Annotated in this window: 17 protein-coding genes and 1 pseudogene; 9 read left to right on the top strand and 9 right to left on the bottom strand. The window is 68.5% G+C overall.

All coding sequences use genetic code 11. From position 1 onward, the window contains the following. Both IG05_RS0135890 and IG05_RS50760 read left to right on the top strand, forming a co-directional pair. Nucleotides 1-292: IS481 family transposase (locus tag IG05_RS0135890; RefSeq protein ID WP_030348282.1), on the top strand; the 292-nt coding region annotated here is incomplete at its 5' end. Between the two features lie 291 nt (nt 293-583). Then, entirely contained in the window at nt 584-1,345 is a 762-nt protein-coding gene (locus tag IG05_RS50760; protein ID WP_420707648.1) for a helix-turn-helix transcriptional regulator, read from the top strand. Here IG05_RS50760 and IG05_RS0135880 read toward each other — a convergent pair. Then, nucleotides 1,327-2,862: a DUF4118 domain-containing protein gene (locus IG05_RS0135880; protein ID WP_158839088.1), complete on the bottom strand. Its 1,536-nt coding sequence runs from the start codon at nt 2,860-2,862 to the stop codon at nt 1,327-1,329. The two genes, IG05_RS50760 and IG05_RS0135880, sit on opposite strands and share 19 nt — an antisense overlap. A gap of 147 nt (nt 2,863-3,009) precedes the next feature. Next, the gene (locus IG05_RS48080) at nt 3,010-3,246 is read right to left on the bottom strand and encodes a hypothetical protein (RefSeq protein WP_158839086.1); all 237 of its coding nucleotides are present in this window, start codon (nt 3,244-3,246) and stop codon (nt 3,010-3,012) included. A gap of 83 nt (nt 3,247-3,329) precedes the next feature. Here IG05_RS48080 and IG05_RS0135870 point away from each other — a divergent pair, with 83 nt between their 5' ends. After that, a complete protein-coding gene (locus tag IG05_RS0135870) occupies nt 3,330-3,737 on the top strand; it encodes a LytR/AlgR family response regulator transcription factor (RefSeq protein ID WP_030348278.1) in 408 nt (135 codons plus the stop codon). On the opposite strand, the gene IG05_RS0135865 is transcribed toward IG05_RS0135870, so the two are convergent. The 5 genes from IG05_RS0135865 to IG05_RS46050 all read right to left on the bottom strand — a co-directional run bounded on the left by IG05_RS0135865 (nt 3,715) and on the right by IG05_RS46050 (nt 7,402). After that, nucleotides 3,715-4,368: a response regulator gene (locus tag IG05_RS0135865; RefSeq protein WP_030348277.1), complete on the bottom strand. Its 654-nt coding sequence runs from the start codon at nt 4,366-4,368 to the stop codon at nt 3,715-3,717. The two genes, IG05_RS0135870 and IG05_RS0135865, sit on opposite strands and share 23 nt — an antisense overlap. A gap of 196 nt (nt 4,369-4,564) precedes the next feature. Then, the gene (locus tag IG05_RS48620) at nt 4,565-4,960 is read right to left on the bottom strand and encodes a hypothetical protein (protein ID WP_199808437.1); all 396 of its coding nucleotides are present in this window, start codon (nt 4,958-4,960) and stop codon (nt 4,565-4,567) included. Nucleotides 4,961-5,415: 455 nt separating this feature from the next. Continuing rightward, nucleotides 5,416-5,727: an aldo/keto reductase gene (locus IG05_RS47285; RefSeq protein ID WP_234336170.1), complete on the bottom strand. Its 312-nt coding sequence runs from the start codon at nt 5,725-5,727 to the stop codon at nt 5,416-5,418. Between the two features lie 347 nt (nt 5,728-6,074). After that, a complete protein-coding gene (locus tag IG05_RS0135855) occupies nt 6,075-6,854 on the bottom strand; it encodes an alpha/beta fold hydrolase (protein ID WP_051790619.1) in 780 nt (259 codons plus the stop codon). Between the two features lie 209 nt (nt 6,855-7,063). After that, the gene (locus IG05_RS46050; protein WP_078894718.1) at nt 7,064-7,402 is read right to left on the bottom strand and encodes a GMC oxidoreductase; all 339 of its coding nucleotides are present in this window, start codon (nt 7,400-7,402) and stop codon (nt 7,064-7,066) included. 186 nt (nt 7,403-7,588) lie between these two features. Here IG05_RS46050 and IG05_RS50755 point away from each other — a divergent pair, with 186 nt between their 5' ends. Beyond that, nucleotides 7,589-7,963: an FAD-dependent oxidoreductase gene (locus tag IG05_RS50755; RefSeq protein WP_107051483.1), complete on the top strand. Its 375-nt coding sequence runs from the start codon at nt 7,589-7,591 to the stop codon at nt 7,961-7,963. Here IG05_RS50755 and IG05_RS0135845 read toward each other — a convergent pair. Next, nucleotides 7,901-8,464, bottom strand: a complete 564-nt coding sequence (locus IG05_RS0135845) for a DoxX family protein (protein ID WP_030348274.1) — start codon at nt 8,462-8,464, stop codon at nt 7,901-7,903. The genes IG05_RS50755 and IG05_RS0135845 overlap by 63 nt on opposite strands. 318 nt (nt 8,465-8,782) lie before the next feature. On the opposite strand from IG05_RS0135845, the gene IG05_RS0135840 reads away from it, so the two are divergent. The 3 genes from IG05_RS0135840 (at nt 8,783) to IG05_RS49640 (ending at nt 10,725) form a co-directional block, all read left to right on the top strand. Beyond that, nucleotides 8,783-9,637 carry a helix-turn-helix transcriptional regulator gene (locus IG05_RS0135840; RefSeq protein WP_030348273.1) on the top strand — a complete coding sequence of 285 codons (855 nt, stop codon included), beginning with the start codon at nt 8,783-8,785 and terminating at the stop codon, nt 9,635-9,637. Nucleotides 9,638-9,691: 54 nt separating this feature from the next. Further along, on the top strand, nt 9,692-10,096 hold the full coding sequence (locus IG05_RS42775; RefSeq protein ID WP_030348272.1) for a substrate-binding domain-containing protein: 405 nt from the start codon (nt 9,692-9,694) through the stop codon (nt 10,094-10,096). A 254-nt stretch (nt 10,097-10,350) separates the two neighbouring features. Then, entirely contained in the window at nt 10,351-10,725 is a 375-nt protein-coding gene (locus tag IG05_RS49640; RefSeq protein WP_324605041.1) for an RICIN domain-containing protein, read from the top strand. On the opposite strand, the gene IG05_RS48615 is transcribed toward IG05_RS49640, so the two are convergent. Next, nucleotides 10,644-10,901 (bottom strand): hypothetical protein, encoded by a 258-nt coding sequence (locus IG05_RS48615; RefSeq protein WP_030348271.1) that lies wholly within the window; start codon nt 10,899-10,901, stop codon nt 10,644-10,646. The two genes, IG05_RS49640 and IG05_RS48615, sit on opposite strands and share 82 nt — an antisense overlap. A gap of 95 nt (nt 10,902-10,996) precedes the next feature. On the opposite strand from IG05_RS48615, the pseudogene IG05_RS46040 reads away from it, so the two are divergent. Both IG05_RS46040 and IG05_RS50750 read left to right on the top strand, forming a co-directional pair. Then, nucleotides 10,997-11,161, top strand: a pseudogene (locus tag IG05_RS46040) (pirin-like C-terminal cupin domain-containing protein); the annotation flags it as partial. Between the two features lie 71 nt (nt 11,162-11,232). After that, entirely contained in the window at nt 11,233-11,682 is a 450-nt protein-coding gene (locus IG05_RS50750) for a hypothetical protein (protein ID WP_420707647.1), read from the top strand. Nucleotides 11,683-12,060: the final 378 nt, after the last annotated feature.

Here is a 12,060-nt window from a genome sequence, read left to right as displayed (position 1 = left end):
AACCGCCGCCGGCTTCTGGCAACGGGCGAACGCCTTCTTCACCGCCCACGGCATCACCGTCGAACGAGTCCTGACCGACAACGGCTCCTGCTACAAGTCAAACCTGTTCACCCAGACACTGGCCACGGCCGGCATCACGTGGGCCTACCAGCGGCCCTACCAGACGAACGACGAGCGGACCCAGGCCCTGGCAGACTTCCTCCACACCTACAACCACCACCGCTGCCACACCGCACTGGGCGGACACCCGCCCATCAGCCGCGTCAACAACACTGCGGGTCAATACACCTAGGCCGCGCCGCTGCACGAGCGGCGGGCCGTGCACCGGGCGCTGGCCGAGGCCACCGATCCGCGCGGCGATCCCGACCGGCGGGCCTGGCACCGGGCCCTGGCGGCGCTCGGGCCGGACGAGGCGGTGGCCGACGAGCTGGAACGCTCAGCCGAGCGGGGCGCGCAGCCATCTGGTCCTGTCCAACTGGGTGCTGACAGAGCTGATCGAGGCGGGCGCCCGCGGCGGCCGACCCGACCTGGCCGGTGATGCCCTGGGACAACTCTGCGAACGTACCCGTGCCTGCGGCACCGGGTGGGCCCTGGGCATCGAGGCGTGCTCTCGGGCTCTTCTCAGCGAGGGCACGGTCGCCGACGCGCTGTACCGGGAGGCCATCGACGGGCCGAGCGCGGCCGCCGCGAGCTGGTGGCCACCGGCGAGACCGTCCGCAAACCCGCCGCCCAGCCGCTGGACGCGCTGACCGCGCAGGAGGTACAGATCGCCCGGCTGGTCCGGGCCGGGCAGACCAACCCCGAGATCGGCGTCCGGCTCTTCCTGAGCCCCCGCACCGTCGAGTGGCATCTGCGCAGGTCTTCACCAAGCTCGGCATCGGCTCCCGCCGGGAACTCCGCCAAGCGCTGCCCGACCCCGCATGGACGGCCACACCCGTGTGACCGGCCCACGCCCGTGGCGGCCGACGGGGGCGCCCCCGCTCGGTGCTGCCGCGCACCGCCGACGGGTTTCCATAATCCCAGGAGCTCGCGCCGAGCCCGTGCTGTACCGGATGACGCCGTGATCACGGCTGCACCGGGGCGCGTGCATCCGCTCCACCCACCGGCTGGCACCCCTGGACCCGCCAGTTCCGACGATCATGCGGGGGCCGGAGAGGCCCAGGGACGTTCGCACTCTGCTCGATCGCGCCCGCCGGTTCGGATGGGAGCGGCGCGACCCCGCCACCCGGGCGCGGCGCGAGGGTTGGTTGCCGCTCGGCGGGCAGGACCCGGCTTGCGGGCGGTCTCTCCTGCGGCCGGACGACCCGAGCGGGCTCACTGCCTTCCTCATGCCAGCTCCGCGTAGCTACGGTCCCTGCCCGGGAGCGGCAGTTCGACGCGCAAAGTGGTTCCCGCTGCGCGCGGACTGTCGACACAGAACCGACCGCCGAGCGCCTCCACACGATCCCTGAGACCGACGAGGCCCGTACCGCGGCTGACGTCGGCACCGCCGACACCGTCGTCGTGAACGGTCAGGATCAGCACCTCATCGCCATCCTCGACCGTGACGGTGACGGCCGAGGCGCACGCATGCTTGACCACGTTGGTCAGCGCCTCCGAGATGACGTAGTAACCGCTCACCTGGACCTGCTTGGGCAGCTGCCCTGCGGCATGCACCGAGAGATCGACCGGGAGGGGGCAGCGGCGAGCAAGCGCCTTGAGCGCGGGGAAGAGACCGCCCGTGGCGAGGACCGACGGATGGATTCCCCGTGCCATCTCGCGCAGCTCGTCCGAGGCATCCGTCAAGCCGGCGCCCACGTCGATGAGCCGTGCCCTGAGCTCTTCCTGCCCCGGCGGCACCAGTTCCTGCGTCGAACCCACGAGCAAGACCAGCGAGACCAGCCGTTGCTGTACGCCGTCGTGGAGGTCGCGCTCGATGCGCCGACGCGTCTCGTCAGCGGCGTTGACGATGCGGGCGCGGGAGGCGGACAACTCGGCACGCGCTTCGGCGTTCTCCACGGCGGTGGCGACCAGCTCGGTGAAGCGGGCGATCTGCGTCTCCGTGTCGTCGGGGAAGGGTTTGTCGTTCCTCGTCGAGGCGGCGATCACCCCCCACAGGCGCCCGGCCACGGTGACCGGGCAGCCGACCGTGGAGTGGATGCCCACGGCGCGGGACTCCTGTGCGATCGCCCCCGTGGCGCCATCGAAGCTCTCGATCCGGACCGGGCGGCCGCCGTGCTGGACGTTGCGCGCGACGCTGAGCCCGCTCAGGTTGAATCGGGTACCGACGAGGAGAGGGTCCGATTGCCTGCTCCGGCTCCAGGCGGCGAGCCCGGTGACGGTTCCGTCCGCCTCGTATCGCTCCATCCGGGCCACATCGGCACCGCAGAGCAGGCCGATCTCCCGTGTGACGGCCTCGAAGACCATAGAGGGCGGAACGGACTGGGCGACCAGTGTCGCAACCCGGCGCAACGCAGCCTGCTCCTCGAACAGGCGTTCCGCCACCAGCGCGGCTCGCCGCAACCGGGCCGCCAGCTGTCCCACGACCACCGCCGTGAGGAGGAAGACGCCCAGCGCCACGAGATCCTCGGAGTTGGCGGCCTGCAGCGAGTGGAACGGCGGTACGAACAGGTAGGCGTAGACCGCGACGCACAGCACCGACGTGACCAGCGCGAGTTTCGTCCCCCACACCACGGCGACGGGAAGAACCACGAGCAGATAGAGCAGCAGAAGGTGCAGCGGCGCGGTGTGCGGCTTGAGGAGGGCGATGAGGCCGGTCAGCGCAGCCACCATGGCCACACTGACGAGAAGGCGGTTCGACCAGCGCACAGCCGGCGAGCGGACCCAACGCCGTGCCATCGCATCGCTTCCCTGGTCGGCCATGAACGGACGTAGATTCAAAGTGTTACACATCGGACGGACAGGAAGGCGGTTGTCACGGCTCCGACAAGCTGGAGCCCTCGACGCGTGGCCTCGCGTGGCCATCACACGGCGGGTGTGCCGGTCGTGGCGAAGGTGCGGGGCGACGCGTCACGCCGCGTGGGCGATGTGGGCCCAGTGGATGGCCTGGCCGGCTTCCTGGCGGTCGCCGTGGGCCGCCGTGACATGGTCGATGATCATCAGTCCGCGGCCGTGTTCGTCATTCGCGAGACCGGCTGCCCAGTCGTCGGGGGCGGGACCTCCGTCCGACACCTCGACGTACACGTGCCCCGTGGCGGGGTCCGGCCGGCCGCGACCTGTCGTGTGGCCGGTCGCGCTCGGCTGCACGCGGCGACGAATGCATTGAACAACGGGCTGCGAATGCAGCTAGCAGGAATGCCGACCGGGTACCGTCCTGGGATTCTGGACGCATGCTGCGCTGTCTGATTGTCGATGACAACCCTTACTTCCTGAGCGCCGCCCGCTGCCTGCTCGAGCACCAGGGCGTCGCCATTGTGGGCGTGGCATTCGACAGCGCCGAGGCTCTGCGGCTCGCTGAGCAGCTCAGGCCGGATGTGGCGCTGGTGGACATCGACCTCGGTTTCGAGTGTGGTTTCGACCTGGTCGGCCGGCTTCAGTACGAGACCGGTCCGACACCCTTCCCGGTGATCTTGATCTCCAGCCACGCCGGGGAGGACTACGCCGACCTGATCGAGGAGAGCCCCGCGGTGGGCTTCCTGGGCAAGACGGCCCTGTCAGGTGATGCCATCCGCGCGGCGCTCACCGGGACGGACGACAGTCACCGGCACGGCCCGGTCAACGGGCCTCCAGGTAGGTGATCACTGCCCGGACGCGGCGGTGGTCATCGTCGGTCTCCGGCAGGTCCAGCTTGGCCAGGATGCTGCGCACGTGTTTCTCCACCGTGCCCTCGGTGACCCACAGCCGACGGCCGATACCGGCGTTGGACCGGCCCTCGGCCATCAGCTCCAGCACTTCGCGCTCCCGCGAACTGAGCATGTCCAGTGGATCCGCCCTGCGACGGGCGGAGACCAGTTCCTGCACCAGTGCCGGATCCACCACTGACCCGCCCCTGGCGATCCGCTGCAGCGCCTCAAGGAATTCCTGCACGTCACGCACGCGGCTTTTGAGCAGATAGCCCATGCTGTGGCCACTGGCCAGCAACTCCATCGCGTGCTCCACCTCGGAATGCGCCGACAGGACCAGGATGCCCACGGGGGGGAACTCCTGGCGGATGGTGCGTGCCGCCTCCAGCCCCTCGGTGGTCTGCCCCGGCGGCATCCGGATGTCGACCACCACCAGGTCCGGTGCCGTCTGCCGGACCACATCGAGCAACTGCGCCGCGTCGGCGGCCTGGCCGACCACCGCACAGCCCGAACGCTGCAGCAGGCTGGCCAGTCCTTCGCGCAGCAGGACGTCATCGTCCGCGAGAACGACCCGCAGATGCGCCATGACCGGTTCGTTGTCGCTGGGCCCGTCCCCAGTACTGGGGGTTTCTGGCGTCATACCTCACATTTTCGATGAGCCTCCGCGAGTGGGCATCCGGCAACGGGTCCCCGGCGCCGTGTAGGGGCACGGTTCGGGGCTGGTCGGCTTCACCGACCAGCCCGAGATCGCGGACGGGGCCTTCGCCCATCCTCGGCCTTGCTCAACCGTGACCGTTGCCTCCGCCGTGGTCACCGCCGTGGTCACCGCCGTGGTCACCGCCGTGGTCACCGCCGTGGTCACCGCCGTGGTCACCGCCGTGGTCGCGGTCGCCGTGGTCACCGCCGTGGTCGTGGTCGCCGTGGTCACCGCCGTGGTCGTGGTCGCCGTGGTCGTGGTCGCCGTAACCGTCGTAGTTGCTGTTCCACCAGTCGCCGTCGCCGTCATCGTGGCCGTAACGGCCGTCGTGGTTCGGGCTGCTGTGGTAGCTCGCGGAGACAGAGCCGCTGTGTACGTTCGACGGAGCGGCACTGGCGAGACCCACCCCTGTGAGTGTCAGTGCGGCCACAGCGACGGGAACAGAGGCCAGGCGTACGATCTTGGACGCGTTTGCGCTCATGATGAGTCCTTCGAGAAATGGTGAGTCTGTGCTGCAGGTCGCTCTACCGGTCGGCACACCCGTCGCCAAGGGCGAAGGGCGCCGTGGCGGATGCAGCCGCAACAGCTGGTAAGACTGAGCCGGCAGCGGCGGCGAGTACTTGTCGCCTCCGCGGCTGGGAACCGAACTGCTCTGAAGTGCTTCCAGCCTTGCGCTGTTATGGGGACGCGTCTTTGCAGCCAGCGGTGGTTCTCACCTACCGCTAGCAGGAATCGAGGCCGCAGACTGCCGCATCAATGCTGCTCACAGAGGTCAGCCCGGCAGAGACGCAACGCAGAATGCCGAAGCGGTGGGCCGGGTCAGGTGTCCCGCAGGGTGTGACGCGACAACGGTAGCGGGCCGGAACGTACACCTCGGCGCCGTAGCCGTGCACAGTCCACAAGCCGCGCAGCTGTACTCGGACCAGCCGCGGAGGGTTACCAGTTCTCCTCCGCGTCCGAACGACAGGGGTACGAGGTCACGAGGTCACGTCCGCCGATTGCCTGGACCTCTTCGTCGTCGAGGCGCAGTGAAGCGGCCGCGACATTCTCTTCGAGGTGGGGAGCCGAGGTCGTGTCCGGGATGGGCAGGGTGACCGGCGAGAGTGCCGACAGCCAGGCCAGTGCGACCTGTCCCGGGGTTGCGCTGCGTGGCGTTCTGCCACCGCTGCGACGGGTCCAACGGGCTCTGCGAGCTTTCCGCCTTCCAGCGGACGATACGGCAGGAAGCCGATCCCGTGAGCCTCGCATCCGGCGAGAAGGTCCGCCCGGCACGGCCAGGCGCACGATGCGGCTCGTGGGCGGCCGCAACGACGTCCTCGCGCTAATCGACCTCAGAAGGCCAAGAAGGGCATCTGCCCAGTTCGCGCCGGTGTATCTCAGCCCCCTGGCCGGCCACGAACCGGGGGGCAATCCGCTCAGATGGGCGGCGGCGAGACCGAACCCCTGCACCTGATGCAGGCAGGTCTTGGTGAGCCGGGGCGGCCCTTGTCGCTGATGAGCGGCCAACCGGGCACGTAATTCCGGGTCGCGGGCCCTGCGGCGTGCCGGCATCTCCGGTCAAGGGGCTCCCCGGAACCGGCGCGCCCGACTCGGTGTCAGCTTTGTGCGGTGGCTTGGAGGACGACCCTGCTGATGACCTCCGGATGCGTCACGAGTGACAGGTGGCCTGCGTCGACCTCGGTGGTCGAGGCGTTCATCCGTTTGGCCATGAAGCGCTCAAGCTCTGGGTTGATGGTGCGGTCGTCCTTCGAAACCACGTACCAGGACGGCTTCTTGTGCCAGGCCGCGACACTCGTGGTGGGCGGAGCGGTCGAGAGCGGCCCTTGGGCCGCATAGAGCTCGAGAGCCTCCTTCCTGGGCACGCCGTTCGCGAAGTCCCGGAGGAATGCCGACTGGCTCAGAAACTTGAAGCCGCTCTTGGTGATGATCCCCGAGTTGACCGGCGGGGTGGGGAAATTCGCTGAGAGAGCGGCGAAATCCTCGCCGGCTTCCGGAGCGCGGGCGGCGACGTAGACGAGTCCGGTAACGTTCGGGGAGAGCCCGGTCTGGGAGATGACGGTGCCGCCATAGGAGTGTGCGACCAGGACCGTGGGGCCGTCCTGCCGAGCGAGTGCGAGGTTCGTGGCGGCGACATCATCGGCGAGAGACGTCAGTGGGTTCTGCACCGCGATGACGTTCATTCCGGCCGCCTGCAAGAACGGGATCACCTTCGCCCACGAGGAGCCGTCCGCGTAGGCACCGTGGACGAGTACGACATTGCGTACTGCGGGTCTGCGGCTACGCGTTGCCGCCCGCACTGTGGGGGCCCCCGAAAGCGTGGCGGCTGCCGCTCCAGCGCCCAGAACCGAGAAACTTCGACGACTGATCACCATCATGACCGTTCCTTGCGTGCACCCACATCCTGGCCTTGTCCAGCGCGATCCGAGGGACGGCAGGAGGCGGATGACCATGGACATACGGGACAGGTTCCGACTCCGTCCCCGGCAGCAGATGCCGTACACGGACAAATTTACCCGGGGGTGGTGGTTGACGCTTGGTGGCGGAACCAGCAACGGATGATTTCCGCTGCTCGTTCGGCGATCGCTTACACCGCTGCGTTGGAGTTGGCGGAGATCAGAGAGGGCATGACCGAGGCATCGGCGACTCGGAGGTTGCGGATGCCGTGTACGTTCAGATCGATGTCCGCCACGGACCGCTCGTGTGCGCGGAATCGGTTATCGGATGTGCGCGAGGGGCCCAGCCCGCCAGGCGAAGCGAACCCCGCCTGAAGCGGGCGGACAGGTAGATAACACCGCACATCCAATCGCCGTCCAGCAGCACCCGAGACGCCTGCGCATCGGTGACCACGTCCAGGTTCGACTGACACGATTGGGGCGAAATAGGCATTCGCCGTGCTTTGGCGCTTACCGCAGACGACGTTCATACCGCACCAACGCTGTACTCGAAGGTCAGTTCGTCGGCGCCCACGCTGTAGCGTTAACCTGGCGCCCGCGCTGTGGCGTCAACCTGCGGCGATCTTGCTCCACCGACCTCTACGCGCTTGGTTCCTACTCCGCCAGTATGCGCGTCACGGGACTGGAGCGCTACACCGGCGACCTGGCTGACGTCGATGCCCCGGACACCACCCCGTCTCCGCCGTCCTGCCCAAGCGCCCCTCCCCCGCCTTGCGGTACCCGGCGAACTCCGCCTGCACAACGAGGCGTACGGCGCCGAACCCGGACAGTTCGCGATCACCGCGGCCGAGGAAGGCGTGCAAGGGGGCGACCTGCCCGTGCGCACGAACACGGTCGTCACCAAGGTCGCTCACGATCGCGAGTCAACCACCCTGACTTTGAAGGACGGATGCACGCTGGACGCCGACCACTGTCTGACCGTTCCCCTCGGCGTCCTCAAAGCGGGGCACCTGGCAGAAAGCGCTGGTTCAGCGGAGTGCGAGGATGACAGCCGCGCCGATCCCTCCGAGGCACAGTGCTGTGGCGGCTGACAGCATTCCGCCGTCGCGCCAGCGGAACGGGCGGTCCAGAGCCAGCCGGCCGGGGCCGATGGCAGCGACGGCGAGCGCGGTCACGGCGATGGTCAGTGGGTACTCCATGCCACCGTTGGTCGACCAGAGGCCGTGCGGGGACGTCACGACCATGGCGTTGATCATGACCCCGATCACGGCGGCCGCGCTCAGGGGAACGAGCAGACCAACGGCCAGACCGAGCCCTCCGACGAGTTCTGAGGCGCCGGCGAGACCCGCGAAGAACTCAGCGGGGTGGTAGCCCAGAGCGGCGAACCCTTTCCCGGTGGCACTCAGCCCCGCGCCACCGAACAGGCCCAACAGCTTCATGGCGCCGTGGGCGGCCAGCAGGAGGCCCACGGTGGCCCGGAGCAGGAGCAGGCCCGCGTCTGCCGCGGAGACGAACGGTCTGGGGGAGGCGACAACTGTCGCAGAGGCCGGCGGAGACGCCGGTGCCAGCAGTCGCTCAGTGGTCATCCTCATAGCTGGCTCGCTTTCTGCACCGGTTGCCGGTAGGGGCAACGCCAGGCCGACCGCCAAGGCGCGATGCGATTCGTTCGATCAGTCACAGGTGTGACAGCACCGCCAACGCGGCAGGTGCCGAGCAAGATCTACACATCGATCAACGATGGGTCGATGGCAGCTCGTGTGGACGCTGCTCGAGAGCCGGCGCCACCCCGAGGTGCACCTCGTGAGTCACGCTGCGTGAACTCAGTCGGCGCATGCCACAAGGTTCTCTTTGCGAGGGCGCTCTGCAAAGACGGTGCCGCCTCTAGTAGTGGCGCTACTACCCTGGGGAGGGTGAACGGTCAGGCGCGACGTCGCCAAGACCTGGGCGAATTCCTCAGGGCCCGGCGTGACCGGCTCGTGCGCGCAGACCTCGGCCTGCCGCCGGTGGGTGGAAGAAGGACCTCCGGGCTCCGCCGCGAGGAGGTGGCGTACCTCTCCAGCGTGAGTGTCACCTGGTACACCTGGCTGGAACAAGGCCGAGAGATCACCCCGTCCCGGCAGGTGCTGGATGCGCTAGCACACACCCTGCGTTTGTCGGCCGCGGAACACGCTTACGTGCTGTCGCTGGCCGGGTATCCCGCCCCGCAGCCCACCGCCGCCCCGGTCCCCCACACAGTCCCGGCCGCCCTGCAGCGGCTCCTCGATGCGCTCGCCGGCTACCCGTCGTACGCGATCTCTCCTGACTGGTGGATATCGGGCTGGAACACAGCGTACGAGGCGTTGTACCCGAACGTGGCGACCGTTCCAGCCGCGGACCGGAATCTGCTGTGGCTGGTGTTCACGGATCCGTACCTGCGTGGGCTGATAGCCGACTGGGACGACAGCAGCCGCCGCCTCCTCGCCGAATTCAGGGCCGAAGCCGGCCCGCGACTGGGTGAGCTGCCCTACTCCCGCCTGATCGAGCGCCTTCGCGAAGCGAGCGAACCGTTCTGCAGAGACTGGGAAAGCCAGGACATCCGAGGATTCTCCTCACGAGAGCGCGTGTTCCGTCACCCAACGGTTGGTGACCTCCACCTGGAGCAGCACCGCCTGGCACCTTCGGACCATCCCGATGTGCATCTGGTGATCTACACACCCGTGCTGACGACAGATGCTCCGGCACGGCTGCGCCGGCTGGTCGAGTACTGTCCACCGCAGGTCACTTAGACAAGAACTCCAGCAGCGTTTCGCTATCAGGGCCGGTCAGAGGCAGCGTCCGGAGTGGACGGCGCAGACCTGTGGTCGTCCGGCGTCGCCGGAGCGACCCGGCTGCTGCGCACCCGCGTCCGGTTCGACGCCCTCTTCTGCTTCCACGACGTGGTGGCCATCGGCGCACTCTCGGTGCTGGCGCGCAGCGGCATCGCCGTGCCGGACGACGTGGCGCTCGCGGGCTCCGACGACATCGAGGCCGTCCGATTCGCCTCGCCGTCCCCGACCACGGTCGACCTGGGGCGCGAGTCGATCGCCCGTACGGCGGTGGCGCTGCTGCGCTCCCGCATGGACCGGGAGGACTTCAGGGAGCTGCCGGGACGTCGGGAGAGCACGGGGTTCGAGCTCCGTGTCCGGGCGTCCTCCGCCGCGGCGTCCCCGCCCACGGAGCCCGGCCACTTACCTCGAGCCGAATGAGCCGACGGAGCCCCGGCTGCCGCATCCCTCGCCTGCCGACGAAGGGATGTGCGCGGAGCCGCCCGTACTGACCATGGTCCCGACGAGTGCGCGAGGAGGCGCACGCTGCTCGCCGAGCCCCCAGGGAAGCTGATCGCCGCTCGAGCCCGGGCCTCCTTCAGCGCTGGGGCTGGGAGTTCGCGGCGGCCACAACGGTGGCGGCTCCGGCCGACGCGTCGGCGGGGTCAGCCGATTGAACGGTCCTCCCCTGCCGGGTGCGCCGTCTCGGTCGAGGTCTCGTTGGCCAAGGGCTCCGCCAACACGCTGACCTTCTCCAACGCGTCGGCGTGGGCGCCGGACCTCGACGCGATCGCGGTCCGGGCGGTCCCCAGGACGAACGCCTACCAGATCGTGGGCGGAGGCTCCGGCCGCTGCGTCGACCTCTACAACACACCATCACCAACGACACCCAGGCTGAACTTTGGGACTGCACCGCCAGCCGTAACCAGTCCTGGACCTACACCACCCGCAAGGAGTTCGTGGTCTACGGCAACAAGTGCCTCGACGCCTACAACGCGGCCGCCACCAACGGCACCCAGTTGGTGCTGTGGTCCTGCGGCGACCGTGGGGCCGCCTTGTTCTGGTTGTAGGCCTCCATCAAACGCGCGATCGCCTTGTCCTGACTCCCGAAGCCGGACTCCTCGGTCTGCTTCCCCGCCGCGCCGCGGTACCGGATCTTGTACTCGGGGGGCACTTCGACCAACAGGACTCGGGGTCTCGCAGTGAAGAAGGAGCCCATGCGGCGGGCGAGCGTGCGTGCCGCCATGTGGTGCTGTCTCCTCGGCGTCCGATGCTGACCCTTTGCTGACGCCCGAAGGCGTTCGATGCCTCTGACCTGGGAAGAACCGTCACGCACGTGGTATGTGGTGGAACTTCGTCGCCCGCTCCCACGAGGAGATCGTCCAGGCTCGCGAGGACTGGACGAAGGGGGTTCGCTTCGGCGAGGTGAAGGGCTACGACGGGGCTCCGCTGCCGGCACCCGAGCTGCCGCCGGTGCCGTTGAAACCACGCGGAAGGGCGCGCTGACCCGAGACCATCCGGTCTTCCGGCCAGGTAGGTCCGTGACGATCTCGCCGCCCGTCTCGCAAAGAGTATCCGTGGCGGCTAGGCCATTGGAGGACCACCTCGTAGGCCGGTCCATCGTCTTCTCGACCGACGCCCTCGTACGTGCCCGCGGCGACATCCTCACCAGCCGAAAGGTCTGCGTCATCGGATTCGGCGAGGTCGTCGTCGATGCCGAGCACGACGCCCTGATGTTCTCCCGGCAGCCGGTCCCCTACCCGCGCGGGGGCCGGCCGAGGTACCTGCGTCAGCTCGGTCTCTACGGCTTCACCAGAACGGCCCTCAGCATGTTCCTGCGTCTCCCTCAAGGGCCGCTGGAACGTACCGAAGGCGTGGAGATGCTGCGCTTCATCGAACATGGCCACGGCGTACGGATGCTCGACGTCGCCGACGGAGGTTTGGCAGGCGACACTCCCGACGACCTCGCGAGAGCCGGCACCTTGTTACGGACTCACGCCGAGCGTACGACCCCCCACTTCTCCTGATGACCACGGTCGACGGCCGCTCCCTGGATCCGGCGCTCTGCTCGCCCGCTTCCACCAGGTCACGCTCCATCCCCCGATGCCGGAACAGCGGCACGCTCGGCGTTTTGGCCACCGTCGCTGCAGCCCCTCACCCAGGGGCCGCAAGGGTCGATGCAACCCGCAAGCTCCGGCGCGCGCTCAATCCCAGGGCTATCAACACGACTGAAACACATGCGTTCGAAATTCCGGTCGGCTCGTTGAGCCACACGAACCAGCCGCACAACGTCAAGGGGGACCACGTTGACTTCAGCCGACACACAAGCACAGGCGGCTCCGCGGTTGAGCACGGCCGCAATGGCCCGGCGGCTGCCCGCGCGGGCTCTGCGGGCGCTGCGTCGG

The organism is Streptomyces sp. NRRL S-1022, assembly GCF_000720135.1.
Classification (GTDB): domain Bacteria; phylum Actinomycetota; class Actinomycetes; order Streptomycetales; family Streptomycetaceae; genus Streptomyces.
Note: the sequence above shows the minus strand (reverse complement) of the source record. Positions and strands in the feature narration are given on the sequence as shown.